The organism is Amycolatopsis sp. CA-230715, from assembly GCF_018736145.1.
GTDB lineage: Bacteria > Actinomycetota > Actinomycetes > Mycobacteriales > Pseudonocardiaceae > Amycolatopsis.
Genome location: NZ_CP059997.1, coordinates 5,118,123 through 5,135,198, shown reverse-complemented (window position 1 = coordinate 5,135,198; position 17,076 = coordinate 5,118,123). Strand labels below are relative to the sequence as shown.

14 protein-coding genes are annotated in these 17,076 nt (G+C 68.6%); 10 read left to right on the top strand and 4 right to left on the bottom strand.

Annotated features, from left to right (window positions below; translation table 11 throughout):
* The first annotated feature begins 12 nt into the window (after positions 1-12).
* From HUW46_RS24705 to HUW46_RS24695, 3 genes are read left to right on the top strand one after another with little or no spacing between them, the layout of a single operon-like run.
* A complete protein-coding gene (locus HUW46_RS24705; RefSeq protein WP_215549531.1) occupies positions 13-999 on the top strand; it encodes an ATP-binding cassette domain-containing protein in 987 nt (328 codons plus the stop codon).
* Positions 996-1,790, top strand: a complete 795-nt coding sequence (locus HUW46_RS24700) for an ABC transporter permease (RefSeq protein ID WP_215549530.1) — start codon at positions 996-998, stop codon at positions 1,788-1,790. The genes HUW46_RS24705 and HUW46_RS24700 overlap by 4 nt, the downstream gene beginning before the upstream one ends.
* Positions 1,790-2,584 carry an alpha/beta fold hydrolase gene (locus tag HUW46_RS24695; protein WP_215549529.1) on the top strand — a complete coding sequence of 265 codons (795 nt, stop codon included), beginning with the start codon at positions 1,790-1,792 and terminating at the stop codon, positions 2,582-2,584. The genes HUW46_RS24700 and HUW46_RS24695 overlap by 1 nt, the downstream gene beginning before the upstream one ends.
* Here HUW46_RS24695 and HUW46_RS24690 read toward each other — a convergent pair.
* On the bottom strand, positions 2,559-5,732 hold the full coding sequence (locus HUW46_RS24690; protein ID WP_215549528.1) for a BTAD domain-containing putative transcriptional regulator: 3,174 nt from the start codon (positions 5,730-5,732) through the stop codon (positions 2,559-2,561). The genes HUW46_RS24695 and HUW46_RS24690 overlap by 26 nt on opposite strands.
* Before the next feature lie 151 nt (positions 5,733-5,883).
* Between HUW46_RS24690 and HUW46_RS24685 the strand changes: the two genes are divergently transcribed.
* The 5 genes from HUW46_RS24685 to HUW46_RS24665 all read left to right on the top strand — a co-directional run bounded on the left by HUW46_RS24685 (position 5,884) and on the right by HUW46_RS24665 (position 10,052).
* Complete coding sequence (locus tag HUW46_RS24685) at positions 5,884-7,311, top strand: M1 family metallopeptidase (protein WP_215549527.1); 1,428 nt, start codon at positions 5,884-5,886, stop codon at positions 7,309-7,311.
* 46 nt (positions 7,312-7,357) lie between these two features.
* Entirely contained in the window at positions 7,358-7,774 is a 417-nt protein-coding gene (locus tag HUW46_RS24680; protein WP_215549526.1) for a hypothetical protein, read from the top strand.
* Positions 7,775-7,886: 112 nt separating this feature from the next.
* Positions 7,887-8,384, top strand: a complete 498-nt coding sequence (locus tag HUW46_RS24675) for a pyridoxamine 5'-phosphate oxidase family protein (RefSeq protein WP_215549525.1) — start codon at positions 7,887-7,889, stop codon at positions 8,382-8,384.
* A gap of 108 nt (positions 8,385-8,492) precedes the next feature.
* Positions 8,493-8,900 (top strand): YciI family protein, encoded by a 408-nt coding sequence (locus HUW46_RS24670; protein WP_215549524.1) that lies wholly within the window; start codon positions 8,493-8,495, stop codon positions 8,898-8,900.
* 6 nt (positions 8,901-8,906) lie between these two features.
* Entirely contained in the window at positions 8,907-10,052 is a 1,146-nt protein-coding gene (locus HUW46_RS24665) for an RNA polymerase sigma factor (protein ID WP_215549523.1), read from the top strand.
* Between the two features lie 194 nt (positions 10,053-10,246).
* Here HUW46_RS24665 and HUW46_RS24660 read toward each other — a convergent pair whose 3' ends face one another.
* On the bottom strand, positions 10,247-12,802 hold the full coding sequence (locus HUW46_RS24660; RefSeq protein WP_215549522.1) for an ATP-dependent Clp protease ATP-binding subunit: 2,556 nt from the start codon (positions 12,800-12,802) through the stop codon (positions 10,247-10,249).
* A 341-nt stretch (positions 12,803-13,143) separates the two neighbouring features.
* Between HUW46_RS24660 and HUW46_RS24655 the strand changes: the two genes are divergently transcribed.
* Positions 13,144-13,956, top strand: coding sequence for a (2Fe-2S)-binding protein (locus HUW46_RS24655; RefSeq protein WP_254126534.1), 813 nt, complete (start codon positions 13,144-13,146; stop codon positions 13,954-13,956).
* Positions 13,957-14,076: 120 nt separating this feature from the next.
* Positions 14,077-14,847: a helix-turn-helix domain-containing protein gene (locus HUW46_RS24650; protein ID WP_254126532.1), complete on the top strand. Its 771-nt coding sequence runs from the start codon at positions 14,077-14,079 to the stop codon at positions 14,845-14,847.
* Between the two features lie 138 nt (positions 14,848-14,985).
* On the opposite strand, the gene HUW46_RS24645 is transcribed toward HUW46_RS24650, so the two are convergent.
* Both HUW46_RS24645 and lysS read right to left on the bottom strand, forming a co-directional pair.
* Complete coding sequence (locus HUW46_RS24645; RefSeq protein WP_215549521.1) at positions 14,986-15,333, bottom strand: histone-like nucleoid-structuring protein Lsr2; 348 nt, start codon at positions 15,331-15,333, stop codon at positions 14,986-14,988.
* 158 nt (positions 15,334-15,491) lie between these two features.
* A complete protein-coding gene (lysS, locus tag HUW46_RS24640; protein ID WP_215549520.1) occupies positions 15,492-17,000 on the bottom strand; it encodes a lysine--tRNA ligase in 1,509 nt (502 codons plus the stop codon).
* Between the last annotated feature and the right edge of the window lie 76 nt (positions 17,001-17,076).

Below are 17,076 nucleotides of genomic sequence, written 5' to 3'. Positions count from 1 at the left end.
GAGGGAGGATCCATGACGCTTGCGATCAGGGCCGAAGGCCTGGTGAAGCGATTCGGGGCGACGACCGCGCTCGACGGGGTCGATCTGGAGGTACCGACCGGCAAGGTGGTCGGCGTGCTCGGCCCGAACGGCGCGGGGAAGACAACCGCGGTCCGCATCCTGGCGACGCTGCTGACCCCGGACGAGGGGCACGCCACGGTCGGCGGGTTCGACGTGGTGAAGGAGCCGGTGCGGGTGCGGAGCCTGATCGGGCTCACCGGCCAGTACGCGTCGGTCGACGAGGACCTGTCCGGCACCGAGAACCTGGTGCTCATCGGCAGGCTGCTGAGGTTGTCGCGGCGCGACGCGCGCGCACGCGCGGCGGAGCTGCTGGAGCGGTTCGAGCTGACGGACGCGGCGAGCCGGTCGATCAAAACCTACTCGGGCGGCATGCGCAGGCGACTCGACCTGGCCGCGAGCCTGGTCGGCCGTCCGTCGGTGATCTACCTCGACGAGCCGACCACGGGGCTCGACCCGCACGCCCGCAACGAGGTGTGGCAGGTGGTGCGCGGCCTGGTCGCGGACGGGTCGACGGTGCTGCTCACCACGCAGTACCTCGAAGAGGCGGACCAGCTCGCGGACACCATCACGGTGATCGACCACGGCCGCGTCGTGGCCAACGGCCGCTCCGACGAGCTGAAGCGCCGCGTCGGCGGGCAGACCCTGCAGGTCCGTCCCAGCACGGCGGCCGATCTCGACGCCGTGGAACGCATCCTCGGCGAACTGGTCGGGGGCAGGCCGTCACGGGACGAGGACAACGGTCTGCTCACCGCGCCGGTGTCGGACCCGGTTCTGCTGTCCACTTTGGTCCGAAGGCTCGACGACGCCGGGATCGTCGCCGACGAGCTGGCCTTGCGGTTGCCCAGTCTCGACGAGGTTTTCCTTTCCCTGACCGGGAATTCCGCGACAAAGTCCGCAGAGTCCACTTCGGACTTCGAATACGAGAAGAGCTTGGCATGACCACGATGACCACACCCAACAGGGTGGGCCCGGCACTGGCGCTCCAGCACGGGCTGTCGCTGGCCTGGCGCGGCATTCTGAAGATCAAGAAGAACCCCGAGCAGCTGCTCGACGTCACCTTGATGCCGATCACCTTCCTGGTGATATTTGTGTACCTCTTCGGCGGCGCGCTGGCCGGGAACATCGACGCGTACCTGCAGATGGTCGTGCCGGGCGTGATGGCGATGAACGTACTCCAGGCGAGCATGACGATCGGCGTGCAGCTGAACACCGATATGAGCAAGGGCGTGTTCGACCGGTTCCGGAGCATGCCCATCGCGAGGTCGGCACCGCTGGTCGGCGCGGTGTTCGCGGACGTCGTGCGGTACCTGGTGTGCATGGTGGTGCTGTTCGTGGTCGCCGTGCTGATGGGCTACCGGCTCGGCACCGATCCCGGCAGCCTGCTCATCGCGGTCGCGCTGGCCATCGCGTTCGGACTGTGCTTCTGCTGGGTCGCCGTGTTCGTCGGCACGCTGATGAAGAGCCCCGGCGCGGTGCAGGGCCTGATGTTCGTGTTCATCATGCCGCTGACGTTCGGCAGCAACGTGTTCGTGGCGACCGACAAGATGCCGGGCTGGCTGAAGGCCTGGGCCGACATCAGCCCGGTGAGCCTGCTTTCGGACACGTTGAGGGGCCTGATGAACGGCGGCGTGGTCGCGAGCTCGCTGCTGGGCACGCTCGCCTGGATGGCGGGCACGGTCGCGGTGTTCTTCCCGCTCGCGATGGTGAGCTACCGCAGGAAAGCCAGCTGATGCCGGCCGGCGCCATCATCTCCTCAGCGGACGGCATCGCGCTCACGGTGGAGTCCACCGGCTCCGGCACGCCGATTCTGGTCGTGCCCGGGTCGCTGGCACCGCCGCCGCTTTACCATCCGCTGATGGCGGCGCTGGCCCACCGGCACCGGGTGGTGCTGCTGGAACGCCGCGGCTACGGCGAAAGCGGTTCCCGGCCGTGCCGGATGCGCGACCAAGCGGAAGACATCGTCGCGGTGCTCGACTGGATCGGTGAACCCGCGATGGTCTTCGGACATTCCTTCGGCGCGATCGCCGCGCTCGAGTCCGCTCGGGTCGCGGGCAACAGGATCAGTACGCTCGCGCTGTACGAACCGCCGCTGCACGCAATGGGCCCCGGGCTGCTTCCGATGCTGTCCCGGGCGCGGGACCTGCTGGCGGAGCACAAAGAGTCCGAGGTCGTGGCCGAATTCCTCAGCGCGGTCGAAGCCATGCCGCCCGGCGAGGATCTGACCCAGCTCAGCGTTCTGCTGGCAGAACGCGCCGGTGGCGTGGTCTCGGACCTGCGGTGCCTGAGCTCGGCGGAACCACGGCCCGAGCAGTGGGCCGAGCTGACGGTTCCCGCGTTGCGGCTGCGCGGCGACGCGAGCGACGAGGCAGGGCAGGAGGACTGCCGGTGGCTCGCCGACCTCGTCCCGTTCGGACGACTCGTCGGCCTGCCAGGGCAAACGCATTTCCCGGACGTGGTTCCGCTCGCGGCGGCACTCGGGGAGTTCTCCGAAAACCCGGTCAGGACAGCAGCTTCCGCAAGGTGACCATGGCGTCGTCTTTGGACAGTGCGGTACCGGTGGCGAAGACGCGCTCGTAGTCTTCGCCACCGAGTTCCTGTTTCAGCTTTCCGATCAGTTCGCGCAGCTCCGGATCGCCGACGTCGAGGATGCCGCGCAACGCGAGGCTCAAGCCGACCGCCTTCGCGGCCGCTTCCGGGTTTCCTTCCTGGTGCAGCAGATTCGCGGCCAACGTGGCGTCGACCGCCGCGTCCGGCATGTCCCTGCGGGCGTCAACGGCCATCGTGCTGGCCCGCAGCGCCGCCCTTGCTTCCGCCGGTTTCCCCTCGGCGAGAAACAGCGTGACCCTGGCTCTGGCGAGCCACTCCTTGTAAACCCAGTGCGGCATCGGCAGGTCGTGCACGGTTTCGTCCAGCTGATCGAGCAGCCGATGTCCTTCGTCGTACCGGCCCTGCGCCCGGAGCAGCGGGATCCGGCCGAGCTGGCCCATCGTTTTGAGCTCGCCACCGCAGTTGCGGCCCGCGAGCTCTTCCACCCGGCGCATGTCCTCGGCCGCACCGTCCAGGTCCCCGCTGCGCACGCGCTCTTCGACGATCCTGATCAGGTGCTGCACCACGTCCTCGTCCGAAGACAGTTCGAGCGCCAGTTCCAGCCCTCGCCGGTAAGTGCTGATGGCGGCGACGTGATCTCCCCTCAGCGACCTGCCCTCCGCCTTCATGCTGAGCGTCATCGCGATACCCCACCGATCGCCGACCTGCTCGTACAGCCGCAGCGCCTCGTTCCGCACTTCTTCGCCGCGTTCGAGTTCGCCGCGTTCTGTCAGCAGAAAGCTCCGTACCCACGCGGCACACGCCCGGCACCACGGATCGTCGATCTGGTCGAAGGCATCGACGACGGTCTCCGCGAGCGACAGCTCCCTGGCGAAGAACGCGAGCATCGGGACGGCCATCATCAGCCCCGGATAGCGCTCGACGGCACCGGTGCGGATGGCCTCTTCGGCGAGTTCGGTCGCCGAGGCGATGTCGACGCCGCCGGGGTAGGCCGTGGTCACGAGCTGGACGGCACGCAACGCGGTGCGCGTACCCGGCGGGAGGTCGCCGTCCATGCCGAGCACGCTGGTGGTGAATTCGGCGATCTGGTCGTTGACGCCGCGGATCACCCAGTACCAGAACATGGCGCCGACCACCCGGTGCGCGGTGTCGAGGTCGCCCGTGTCGATCGCGTGCCGCAGGGCCGTGACCAGGTTGCCGTACTCGGCGTCCATGACGTCCATCGCGTGCAGCTGATCCGCGGTGCGCAGCGTCGGCTCGATCTCCTCGAGCAGATCGCGGAAGTACACCGCGAACGCCGCCTGGGTCCGGGATTTCTCACCGGACTCGTCGAGTCGCTCCATGGCGTACGCGCGAATCGTCTCGAGCATGCGGTACCGGGGTTCGCCCGCTTCGTCGACGGTGGAGTCCACGATCGACTTCTCGACGAGCGAGCCCAGGACGTACACGACGTCTTCAGCGGGCAGATCGTCGCCGGCGCAGACCGCTTCCACGGCGGTCGCGGTCGCACCGGCGGCGAAGACGGAAAACCGGCGCGCGACCATCGACTCGTGTTCGGTGAGCAGTTCCCAGCTCCACTCGACCACCGCACGCAGTGTCCGCTGGCGCGGCAACGCGACCCTGCTGCCGGAGGTCAGCAGGCGGAACCGGTCGTCGAGCCGCTTCGCGATCTGCCCGGGTGTCATCGACCGCAGGCGTGCCGCGGCGAGTTCGAGCGCCAGCGGCATGCCGTCGAGCCGTCGGCAGATCTCGACGACGGCGTCGGCCGTCGATTCGTCCAGAGTGAATCCCGGGCGCACCGTGGCAGCGCGATCGGTGAACAGCCGTACCGCGGGCGCTTCGGCGACGGGAACGCCCTCCGACGGCAGGCCGAGCGGACCGACGTGGCACAGCGCCTCGCCGGTGATCGCGAGCGGTTCCCTGCTGGTCACCAGCACCCGCAGGCCCGGCACGCGGCCGAGCAGGTCGTGGGTGAACGCGGCGGCCTCGTCGACGAGGTGCTCGCAGTTGTCCAGCACCAGCAGCGCGTCACCGATCGCGAGCTGTTCGGTGATCCGGTCGAGGACGTCGACCACCTGTGCCGTCTGCTCGCGATGGCGGATGTCCCAGACGCCGAGCGCGCTGAGCACCGCGGCGGGCAGCGCGTCGGCGTCCCGGATACCGGCGAGCGGCACGAACCAGACTCGGCCGCGCTCGTAGAGCGGGTGGCGCGCGGCGGCTTCCGTGGCGAGCCGGGTCTTGCCCGCGCCGCCCGGCCCGATGAGGCTGACCAGCCGCGCCTCGGCGAGCTGGGCGCCGATCGACCGCAGCTCGTCGTCCCTGCCGACGAAGCTGGTCAGCCGCACCGGCAGGTGATCGTCGGCCTGCTTCCTCGGCGACGTTTTGCCCGCTAACTGTCCCCGGACGGCGGCCAGGTGGATCTCGCGGAGTTCCGGCGACGGGTCGACTCCCAGGTCTTCGGCGAGCGCGGCACGGAGCCGTTCGTACAGGCCGAGCGCCTCGGCCTGCCGCCCCGCGGCGCACAGCGCACGGATCCTCAACCCGAGCAGGCGCTCGCGCAGCGGTTCGCGTTCGCTCGCCTCCTCGAGATCGGCGAGTACGGCACCATGGCGCCCCAACGCGATTTCGGCGTCGAATCGATCTTCCTCGGCAGCGGCGCGCAGCTCGGCGAACCTCGCGGCCGCCCCCTGGGCAAACGGCGCCTCCTGCACGTCGGACAGCGGCTCACCCCGCCACAGCGCGAGCGCCTCCGTCAACACCGCCGACGCCTGCTCATGGTGTCCGGCCGCCAACTCCCTGCTGCCGCGCGCGACGAGCTCGCCGAACCGGTGCACGTCGACGGCGTCGCGCGGGAGGGCGAGCACGTATCCCCCGCCCGAGGATTCGACGGCCGCCGCCCCGCGGAGCGCCCGGCGCAACCTCGACACCAGCGACTGCAACGCGTTCGCGGAGTCACTCGGCAGATCCGTGCCCCACAAACCGTCCACGAGCGAATCGACGGACACCGGCTTGCCCGCGTCCAGCGCCAGCCTGGCGAGGAGCATGCGCACGCGGGCGCCGCCGATGTCGATCGGGGCACCGTCATCGGCGAGCGCCCGTACCGGGCCGAGCAGGGCGATGCGCACCTGCCCAGCTTTCCAGAACGCGGCGCGGCCCGGTGCGGGAGCTACCGACCGACGTGGGGATTGTTCCGACAAAACGGACTCGCGCCGCGGATGCGCGGCCCGTTCACGATACGTTCGCCCGACACGGATTCTTGGATCAACGGGAGTGTTCATGAGTGGAAGCACCCGCTGGCGCCGTCCGGCCGTGGCCGCGACGGTCGCCGTGCTCACCGGGCTCACCCTCGGTGCCGGGGTCGCGGAAGCGTCCGGTCACCCGACGCCGGGCAGCGACGGCGCCGGCGACAGCTACTACCCCACCGACGGAAACGGCGGCTACGACGTCGCCGACTACACGCTCTCGACGACCTACGACCCGGCATCGCACGACCTGATCGGGAACCAGCGCGTCACCGCGCGCGCCACGCAGGACCTGAGTTCGTTCAACCTCGACCTGCACAAGCTCGGCGTCGACTCGGTGAAGGTCAACGGCAAGCAGGCGACCTTCAAGCAGACCGGCGAGCACGAACTGGTCATCACCCCGGCCCGCGCGCTGCGCCGCGGCCAGCCGTTCGTCGCCGAAATCGCCTACCACGGCAAGCCGACCGCGATCAGCGACCCGTCCCTCGGTGCCAACGGGTGGCAGTACTCCGAAAGCGGCGGCGCCTTCGTCGCGGGTGAACCGCATTCCGCGGCCACCTGGTACCCGGTGAACGACACCCCGAAGGACAAGGCGACCTTCCACCTGTCGATCACCGTCCCGGACGAGTGGGGGGTGATCGCCAACGGCCAGGAGCGCGGCACCCGCAAAGCCCCGCAAGGAACCACCCACGTGTGGGCGGAGGAAACACCCGTCGTCCCGTACATGACGACCGTCGCCATCGGGAAGTGGGACTTCAAGCGCTCGCGGCTGCGCGACGGCGCCCCGGTGGTGGACGCGTTCGCACAAGGCGTGCCCGACGCCGTGAAGCAGGCGGAAGGGCGGCTGCCGGAGGTCATCGACTTCCTGTCGTCGAAGTTCGGCCCGTACCCCATCGACGCCGCGGGCGGCATCTTCCTCACCGAGCAGATCGGCTTCTCGCTCGAAACCATGAGCAGGCCGGTCTACGCGGGATGGGCAGACCTGCCCACGATCGTCCACGAGAACGCGCACCAGTGGTACGGCGACTCGGTCGCGGTGGACGACTGGAAGGACGTGTGCCTGAACGAATGCTTCGCCAGCTACGCCGAATGGATGTGGAGCGAAGCGAAGTCGAACAAGCCCATGGACGCGCGCTACCTGGCGGCGGTGAAGAAGGCCACCCCGGCCTTCTGGGCGGGAAAGCTCTACGACATGGGCCCTGGCAAGGAGTTCACGGCGGTCTACAGCAAGGGCCCGATGGCGTTGCACGCGTTGCGGCGAACCGTCGGCGATCGCGCGTTCGACACGGTGCTGCGGCTCTGGCCGAGCCTGCACCGGGACGGTAACGCGAACCTGCCGGAGTTCCAGCGGTTCGTCGAGCGGGTCTCGGGTCAGCGGCTGCAAGGCTTCTTCGACGCCTGGTTCTACGGCAACGCGAAGCCCGCGGACCAGTACCTCTACCCCGGCCCGCTGAAGCCGTAACGGGTTCGCCTGCCCGGTGGGTGCACACCGCCGGGCAGGCGCCCTCGTGACCGCCATGGCGCGAAGACCGGTTTCCTCCGGCGTTGCCGGGCTCCTGACCGGCGCGGCCTGCGGTGCGCTGTGGCAGTGCCTCGACGAGGCGAACACCGTGGCCTGCGAGCACGCCGACCCGACGGCGTGGTGCGGTCTGGGCAGGCTGCTGTCGCTGGCGATCGCGCTGGCGTTCAGCGTGCCCGGCGTCGCGCTCCTGTTCGCGCTGCTGGCGCCCGCGTTGGCCAGGCGACGATGGCCGCTCGTCCTGGTGGCCACGGCGCTCGTGGTGCTGAGCGCGATCGCGTTCGCGGTGATGCCGCGGTTCGGCTGGTTCCGCGTGGCGATCCCGACGGCGCTGCTCGGCGCCGGACTCTACTGGGCCTGTTCCCCTCCCGACGCCTATTCGGCGGCGCCCCCTTGGCGCGTTTAGCGGGCTAAACGCGCCCAGTCGGAACGCGCGGCGCGCATGATGTCGAGAACCCGTGCACGGCTTCGTCCCTGCGGTGAACCGACCAGAACACGACGAAGATCAGGGAGTCGACATGCGACCGAACGAAATCACCGAGGTGCTGAACCGGCCGATCAGCCAGGAGTTGCTGGCCAGGGATCTGACCCGGTTGGCCTACGTCGCCAAGGACGGCACACCCCGCAGCATCCCGATCGCGTTCCACTGGAACGGCACCGAAATCGTCCTGTGCACTCCGACGAACGCGCCGAAACTTCCGAGCCTGCGCGAGAATCCGATGGTCGCGCTGACGATCGACACCGAGGTTCATCCGCCCAAGATCCTGCTCATCCGCGGGCGGGCCGAACTGGACGTCGTCGAGGGCATCCCGTCCGAGTACCTCGAAATGAACGGCACCTACGCGATGACGCCCGAGCAACGGGTCGAGTGGGAAGCCAACGTCCGCGCGCTCTACGACGGCATGGTCCGGATCGTCGTGACCCCGACCTGGGCGAAGCTCATCGACTTCGAGACCACCCTGCCGAGCGCGGTCGAGGAACTGGCGCGGCGGCAGCAGGAGCGTCAGCACGCCTGAGCCGAGTGCCGTCAGGAAAGATCTCGGTGCGATGTCGAGAACCCGGAAACGGCTCCGTCTCCGAAACGAACACGGCCACAATGGCCGCACCACAGCAAGGAGCACACGATGGCCAAGTACCTGCTGCTCAAGCACTACCGGGGCGCACCGGCAGCGGTCAACGACGTCCCGATGGACCAGTGGGCGCCGGAGGAACTGTCGGCCCACATGCGGTACATGCAGGATTTCATCAGCAGGCTCAAGGACACCGGCGAGTTCGTCGACAGTCAGGGCCTCTCCGAAGAGGGCACGTTCGTCCGCTACGACGGCGAGGGACGGCCGCCGGTCACCGACGGCCCGTTCGCGGAGACCAAGGACCTCATCGCCGGCTGGATCGCGATCGACGTGGAGACCCGCGAACGGGCGCTCGAGCTGGCGAGTGAGCTTTCCGCGGCTCCGGGCGCGGGCGGAAAGCCGATCCACGAGTGGCTCGAGCTTCGCCCGTTCCTGACCATGCACGCGACCATCACGGAGTGACGGGCTGTGGACGAGGCTCTGCTGAGGACCCTCACTCCCACCGTGATCGGCATCCTCGTCCGTCGCGGGGCCGACTTCGCGGCTGCCGAGGATGCCGTGCAGGACGCGTTGGTCGAGGCCCTGCGCGTGTGGCCGGACGCCCCGCCGCGGGACCCCAAGGGCTGGCTGGTCACCGCGGCCTGGCGCAAGTTCATCGACGCGGCCCGCGCTGACACCTCTCGGCGGCACCGCGAGGAACGCGTCGAAGACGAGCCCGAACCCGGCCCGAGCGAAGCGGTGGACGACACGCTCCAGCTCTACTTCCTGTGCGCGCACCCGTCCCTGACGCCGGCTTCGGCCGTCGCGCTCACGCTGCGCGCGGTCGGCGGCCTGACCACGCGGCAGATCGCGCAGGCGTACCTCGTGCCCGAGGCGACGATGGCCCAGCGGATCAGCAGAGCCAAGCGGACGGTCTCGACCGTCCGGTTCACGCAACCCGGTGACGTCGGGACGGTGCTGCGCGTGCTCTACCTGGTTTTCAACGAGGGCTACTCGGGCGACGTCGACCTCTCCGGCGAGGCGATCCGGCTCACTCGCCAACTGGCGGTCATGACCCACCACGAGGAGGTCGCTGGCCTGCTCGCACTCATGCTGCTCCACCACGCACGGCGCGCGGCGCGGACCGCCCCCGACGGCAGCCTCGTGCCTCTCGCCGAACAGGACCGCGGCCTCTGGAGCGGCCGCCTGATCGCCGAGGGCGTCGACGTGCTCCAGGCGGCCCTCGCTCGCGACCGGCTTGGCGAATTCCAGGCCCAAGCCGCCATCGCCGCGCTCCACGCCGACGCGCGGACGGCCGAGGAGACCGACTGGGCGCAGATCGTCGAGTGGTACGACGAACTGGTGCGCCTCACCGACAGCCCGGTGGTTCGCCTCAACCGGGCCGTCGCGGTCGGCGAGGCCAAGTGCGCGCGAGCCGGCCTGGCCGCGCTGGCGGAACTCGACCCCGCCCTGCCCCGCCATGCCGCCGCCGGGGCGTACCTGCACGAGCGGGACAGTGACCTGGTGACCGCGGCGCGGCTCTACGCCGAAGCCGCCCACGCGGCATCCAACCTCGCCGAACGCGACCACCTCACGCGCCAGGCCGCGCGGCTCAACGCCCAGCTGCGCAGCTGACCTGCGCTCCTCCGGCCCGAGGCCGCCGACGACATTTAGCCCGCTAAACGCGCTCGTCCCGGGCTGGGAACGTTTAGCCCGCTAAACGCGCTCGTCCGGGGCCGGGAGCGTTTAGCCCGCTAAATGTCCCCGGCGCGGAGACGGAAAAGCGGCCCCCGGGGTGGTCCCGGGGGCCGCTTCCGATGGTGTTCGGGTCAGTCGTTTTCCGCCGACTCCGCGTCGTCGCCGCTGGAGGCGCCGATGCTCACCGGGGGTGCGTCCGGCACGTCGGACGGCTTGGCCTCACCGCGGAAGGTGAAGTGCGCCTTGTCGTCCCGCTCGTTGTCCTCGCCGTCCCAGCCCTCGACGTCGACGATGATGATCTGGCCCGGCTGGATCTCGCCGAACAGGATCTTCTCCGACAGCTGGTCCTCGATCTCGCGCTGGATCGTGCGGCGCAGCGGCCTGGCACCGAGCACGGGGTCGAAACCGCGCTTGGCGAGCAGGGCCTTCGCCTTGTCGGTCAGCTCCAGCGCCATGTCCTTGACCTTCAGCTGGCCCTCGACCCTGGTGATCATCAGGTCGACCATCTCGATGATCTGGTCCTTGGTCAGCTGGTGGAAGACGATGATGTCGTCGATCCGGTTGAGGAACTCCGGCCGGAAGTGCTTCTTCATCTCCTCGTTGACCTTTTGCTTCATCTTCTCGTACTTCGTCTCGACGTCGTTGCCCGCCGAGAAGCCGAGAGACACGGACTTCGAGATATCCGAAGTGCCCAGGTTCGAGGTGAAGATCAGCACCGTGTTCTTGAAGTCGACGGTACGGCCCTGCCCATCGGTCAGGCGGCCGTCCTCCAGCACCTGCAGGAGCGTGTTGTAGATCTCCTGGTGCGCCTTCTCGATCTCGTCGAACAGCACCACCGAGAACGGCTTGCGCCGCACCTTCTCGGTCAACTGGCCGCCCTCTTCGTAGCCGACGTAGCCCGGAGGGGCACCGAAGAGCCGCGAAGCGGTGTACCGGTCGTGGAACTCACCCATGTCGATCTGGATGAGCGCGTCGTCCTCGCCGAACAGGAAGGAGGCCAGCGCCTTGGACAGCTCGGTCTTACCGACACCGGACGGGCCGGCGAAGATGAACGAGCCGGACGGGCGCTTCGGGTCCTTCAGGCCGGCACGCGTGCGGCGGATCGCCTGCGAGACGGCCTTGACGGCGTCCTCCTGGCCGATGATCCGCTTGTGCAGCTCGGACTCCATGCGGAGCAGACGCGTGGTCTCCTCCTCGGTGAGCTTGAACACCGGGATGCCGGTCCAGTTGGCGAGCACCTCGGCGATCTGCTCGTCGTCGACCTCGGCGACGACGTCGAGGTCGCCGTCCTTCCACTGCTTCTCCCGCTCGGACTTCTGGCCGAGGAGGGTCTTCTCCTCGTCACGCAGGCGCGCGGCCCGCTCGAAGTCCTGCGCGTCGATCGCGGATTCCTTGTCCCGGCGCACGTCGGCGATCTTCTCGTCGAACTCGCGCAGGTCCGGCGGCGCGGTCATCCGGCGGATGCGCATCCGAGCGCCCGCCTCGTCGATGAGGTCGATCGCCTTGTCCGGCAGGAACCGGTCGTTGATGTAGCGGTCGGCCAGCGTGGCCGCCGCGACCAGCGCGGAGTCGGTGATGGAGACGCGGTGGTGCGCCTCGTACCGGTCGCGCAGGCCCTTGAGGATCTCGATCGTGTGCTCCAGCGACGGCTCGCCGACCTGGATCGGCTGGAACCGGCGCTCCAGCGCGGCGTCCTTCTCGATGTACTTGCGGTACTCCTCGAGCGTGGTGGCGCCGATCGTCTGCAGCTCACCGCGGGCGAGCATCGGCTTCAGGATCGACGCGGCGTCGATCGCGCCCTCGGCGGCACCCGCGCCGACGAGCGTGTGCAGCTCGTCGATGAACAGGATGATGTCGCCGCGCGTCTTGATCTCCTTGAGCACCTTCTTGAGGCGCTCTTCGAAGTCACCACGGTAGCGGGAGCCCGCGACGAGCGACCCGAGGTCGAGCGTGTAGAGCTGCTTGTCCTTCAGCGTCTCGGGCACCTCGCCCTTGACGATGTTCTGGGCGAGGCCCTCCACGACGGCCGTCTTGCCGACGCCGGGCTCACCGATCAGGACCGGGTTGTTCTTGGTGCGCCGCGACAGCACCTGCATGACCCGCTCGATCTCCTTGCCGCGCCCGATCACCGGGTCGAGCTTGCCCTCGCGGGCGGAGACGGTCAGGTTGCGGCCGAACTGGTCCAGCACGAGCGACGAGGACGGCGTGCCCTCGCCACGGCCGCCACCGGCTTCCTGGGGTTCCTTGCCCTGGTAGCCGGACAGCAGCTGCAGGACCTGCTGGCGCACCCGGTTGAGGTCGGCGCCGAGCTTGACCAGCACCTGGGCGGCCACGCCCTCGCCCTCGCGGATGAGCCCGAGCAGGATGTGCTCGGTGCCGATGTAGTTGTGGCCGAGCTGCAGCGCTTCGCGCAGGGACAGCTCCAGCACCTTCTTGGCACGCGGGGTGAAGGGGATGTGCCCGCTCGGGGCCTGCTGCCCCTGGCCGATGATCTCCTCGACCTGCTGGCGGACACCCTCCAGCGCGATACCCAGCGACTCCAGCGCCTTGGCGGCGACACCTTCACCCTCGTGGATCAGACCCAGGAGGATGTGCTCGGTGCCGATGTAGTTGTGGTTGAGCATCCTGGCCTCTTCTTGGGCCAGGACGACCACCCGCCTCGCGCGGTCGGTAAACCTCTCGAACATTTACACTCCCTCGACTGCTGCGCCGGCGGCCCGATTCCATCGGGAAGCACCCGATGACTTCAGCACCGTGAGACCACTGTAGTAGCCATGCGGTCGCGCTGGCCTACCACTACGGCGGATTGGGTCACAGACAGCTAGTCACGCACCCCGTTCCGTGGCACGTCTTCGCTGGTTGCGGACGTGTTGTTCAACGAAGGACGGCGCCGCCGGATTCCACCGGACCCCGGTTTCCGCTCACCGCGAACAGGCCTGTCTGGTGAGTTTCGCCCGATCGGTGGCCGCCCGGCCGTTGAGGTAAGGTTAGGCAGACCTAATCACCCTGACGGAGCAGAAAGGCCCGCGTGAACGTTTCGCGGTCTAAACGCGCCCCGGCGGCCGACGGCCTCGCGGCGTCGTTGGCCAGGGTGCGCGCGCTCCAGAGCCGCGCCGACCTCCGGCGCGATATGCCCGCTAACTGGCTCCGCTGCGCCGACCTGCTCGACGACCCCGCTGGCTTCGATCGCTGGCGCAAGGAGCTCGACGGCTGGCTCCGGCCACGCTTCGGCGAGGCGCCGGCGCGGACGACCGGCTCCTACGTCATGTCCTGGTACCTGCACGTACCCGCCTACCTCGGCGCACTGCTGATGCACCACGAACGCCGGGTGCCGTCGCTGCGCCCCTCGGAGCTCGCGTTCTCCCTCGGCGACGACCGGCCGCATCCCGAGGGCATGGCGTTGACCGGCGAGGACTTCTACTGCCTGCCATCGGACCCCGGGTGCGATCTGCCCGGCGCCACGGTCGTCGCCGACGAACACGCGTTGGCCGCGATGCTGCGCACGCGCTACATCGCGCACGCCGCCCAGTTCGTGCGCGCGTACGCCGCCGTCGGCCCGTTCGGAAAACGGACGCTGTGGGCCGCCGCGACGGACGCGCTCGACAATTCGCTCTGGTGGGCGGGCAAACAAGGCGGCGACGAAGGTGCGGGCGTCGCCGACGCGGCGCTCGTACTGGCGGACACCTACGCCCCGTTGACATCCGCGTCGACGCTCGAAACGTGCGAAAGCGCCGACGGACATCGTGAATGGACTCGTCGCCGGGAAAGCTGCTGCTTTTCCTATCTGCTGCCCGGCGAAGCCGAATGCGACGCCTGCCCGCGCGTCCGCCGCCGGGCCTGAGCCCGCTGGAACGCACCGTCGGTACGGCACCGGATTCGGAGAGTGCGGACCACGGGTTCCCAGGTGACGTCACGATTACGACTGGCTCAGACCACTGGTTCCGCTCATTACCGTGGACGGGTGCGGATCACCAGGGGAGCGACCGGCGACGGGCTGGAGACGGCGAACGTGGCCGTCGTCCGCAAACTGCCCGCAGCCGAGTTGCGTGACTTCGTCGAGTACTACTGGCTGGTGCGCTGGGACCTGCGCGGCCAGCCGCCGCGTGCCCAGCAGGCCCTGCCGACCATCGCGGTCTACGCGAGCTTCTTCACCGGCAACACCGGTGTGGTCGGGCCGTCGCACGGGACGCTCTCGCACCTGCTGACCGGCGCCGGGCAGGGGCTCGCCGTGCGCTTCCGGCCCGGCACCTTCCGCGCCTACCTGGGGAGCCCGGTTTCGGATCTCGCCGACCGCGCGATACCGCTTTCGGCCGTGTTCGGCGACGAGGCGGAAGCCACCGCGGCGGAGGTCGGGAAGGCGGGCACCGACGAGGAAATGGTGTCGGCGGTGGACCGGTTGCTCCGAACGGACGTGCCGCCGCTCACGAGGCAGGCGCGCCGCGCGGTGCGCGTCGTGGAAACCCTCGCGGGCACGCCGTCCATCACGAGGGTGGACCACCTGAGTTCGGCGACGAGGGTGACCGTCCGCACCTTGCAGCGCCTGTTCTCCGAACACGTCGGCACGAGTCCTAAGTGGGCGATCAGGGCGTACCGGCTCACCGACGCCGCGCGGCGGGCGGCAATGGACGAAAACCGGGACTTCGGCCTGCTGGCCGCCGAACTCGGCTACACCGATCAAGGTCATTTCGGCGGCGACTTCGGGTTCTCCCCGCCGGCATCGGGAACGCCGTAACGACGAGAGCCGCCGGGAGAATCTCCCGGCGGCTCTCCCACCGTCACAAAACCAAGCCGTCACGACGCCAGTCCCCCACTGGCACCGCCACTTTGTTCGACAAGGCGCCTTTGCTCGAACAAACAGCCGTGCTGGCGGTCAGTTCTTCTTGTGGTAGGCGTCCACGACCTCCGACGGGATGCGCCCGCGGTCGGAGACGGCGAAGCCGTTCTTGCGGGCCCAGGCGCGAATGGCCTGGTTCTGCTCGCGGTCGACGGTGGCGGGACGGGCGACCGCCTTCGCCGAGGGACGGGTGGCGGAGCGCTTGCGGCCACCGGCGCGGCGCGCGTGCTCGACATACTGGGCGAGCGCGTCGCGCAATTCTTCCGCGTTGTCCGAGGAGAGATCGATCTGGTAGCTCACGCCATCCAAACCGAACTCAACGGTCTCTTCCGCCTCGGAACCGTCGAGGTCGTCGACGAGTGAGACGAGCACCTTCTGTGCCATCAGTTTCCTCCTGCATAGGCCTGGCGAATGATCAGGCAGGGGCGGCGGCCCCCGACAAGAAGCCATTGTCTGGAGACATTGATACCCGCCATCGCGACTAAACGCAAATCTCGATTGGGTTTACCCGCGTCGCGAAAGCCCTTGCTCACTCTTCGGGGTTATTCGGGCCGAACCTGTGGGAAGAGGATCGTCTCCCGGATACCGAGCCCGGTCAGTGCCATCAGCAACCGGTCGATACCCATTCCGACCCCGCCACTGGGCGGCATTCCATACTCCAGAGCCCGGAGGAAATCTTCGTCAAGGCGCATCGCTTCGCTATCCCCGGCCGCCGCGAGGCGGGACTGCTCGGTGAGCCTTTGCCGCTCGACAACGGGGTCGACCAGCTCCGAGTAGCCGGTGCCGAGTTCGAATCCCCGCACGTAGAGGTCCCACTTCTCGGCGACCCCCTCCTGACTGCGGTGTTGCCTGGTCAGCGGGGAGGTCTCGATCGGAAAATCACGGACAAATGTCGGCTCGGACAGATGGTCACCGACGAGGTGTTCCCACAGTTCCTCGACCAGTTTGCCGTGCGTCAGCTTCGGGTCGACCTCGAGTTCGCGGGCCTGAGCGAAGCCGTGCAGCTTCGCCGCGGAAGTCTCCGGTGTGACTTCTTCACCGAGCGCCTCCGATAGGGACTCGTACATCTTCAGCGTCGTCCATTCGCCGGACAGGTCGTACTCGGTTCCGTCGGCGAGAGTGACGATCTGGGTGCCGAACGCGGCCTCGGCGGCCTCCTGAACGAGTTCCCTCGTCATGACCGCCGCCGTGTCATATGTCCCATACGCTTCGTAGAACTCGAGCATGGCGAACTCGGGCGAATGTGACGAGTCGCTTCCTTCGTTCCGGAAGTTGCGGTTGATCTCGAAGACCTTCTCGATCCCGCCGACCACGCACCGCTTGAGGTAGAGCTCCGGCGCGATCCGCAGGTAAAGGTCGAGATCGAAGGCGTTCGAATGGGTCACGAACGGCCTGGCCGCCGCGCCGCCGTGCAGGGTCTGCAGCATCGGGGTCTCGACCTCGGTGAAACCGCGGCGGTGGAACGAGTCGCGCAGCGAGCGCATCACGGCGGCCCTGGTCCGCACGACGTCGCGGGCGCGCGGCCGGACGATCAGGTCGACATAACGCTGGCGGATCCGGGTTTCCTCGGCCAGTTCCTTGTACATCACCGGCAACGGGCGCAAGGACTTCGAGGTCAGGCGCCAGCCGTCCGCCATCACCGACAGCTCGCCCCGCTTGGACGTGATGACCTCGCCGTGCACGAACACGTGGTCACCGAGGTCGACATCGGACTTCCACGCCGCCAGCGCGTCCTCGCCGACCTTCGCGAGGCTGATCATGGCCTGCAGCTCGGTGCCGTCGCCCTCGCGCAGGCTGGCGAAGCACAGCTTCCCGGTGTTGCGCAGGAACATCACGCGCCCGGTGACCCCGACCTGCTCGCCGGTCGCGGTGTCCGCGGGCAGGCCGTCGTGGGCCGCGCGGACTTCGGCGAGCGTGTGCGTCCTCGCCACCTCGACCGGATAGGGATCGATCCCCTCGGCAAGGATCCGGTCGCGCTTTTCCCGCCGCACCCGCAGCTGTTCCGGCAGGTCATCGGTCGGCACGCCGTCAGCGGCGGGATTCTCGGTCATGGGCACCAGGGTACGAACCACCCCTCCGGTCACGGCAACCGGATTACCGAAGTCAGCTTTACCCGGCCCGCGCCGG

Bases quoted from the DNA above. Each gene is read 5' to 3' on its own strand.
- HUW46_RS24670 (WP_215549524.1), top strand. From the start codon at position 8,493: ATGGCCAAGTACCTGCTGCTCAAGCACTACCGGGGCGCACCGGCAGCG.
- HUW46_RS24700 (WP_215549530.1), top strand. From the start codon at position 996: ATGACCACGATGACCACACCCAACAGGGTGGGCCCGGCACTGGCGCTC.
- HUW46_RS24695 (WP_215549529.1), top strand. From the start codon at position 1,790: ATGCCGGCCGGCGCCATCATCTCCTCAGCGGACGGCATCGCGCTCACG.
- HUW46_RS24685 (WP_215549527.1), top strand. From the start codon at position 5,884: ATGAGTGGAAGCACCCGCTGGCGCCGTCCGGCCGTGGCCGCGACGGTC.
- HUW46_RS24705 (WP_215549531.1), top strand. From the start codon at position 13: ATGACGCTTGCGATCAGGGCCGAAGGCCTGGTGAAGCGATTCGGGGCG.
- lysS (WP_215549520.1), bottom strand. From the start codon at position 17,000: ATGACCGAGAATCCCGCCGCTGACGGCGTGCCGACCGATGACCTGCCG.
- HUW46_RS24645 (WP_215549521.1), bottom strand. From the start codon at position 15,333: ATGGCACAGAAGGTGCTCGTCTCACTCGTCGACGACCTCGACGGTTCC.
- HUW46_RS24675 (WP_215549525.1), top strand. From the start codon at position 7,887: ATGCGACCGAACGAAATCACCGAGGTGCTGAACCGGCCGATCAGCCAG.
- HUW46_RS24660 (WP_215549522.1), bottom strand. From the start codon at position 12,802: ATGTTCGAGAGGTTTACCGACCGCGCGAGGCGGGTGGTCGTCCTGGCC.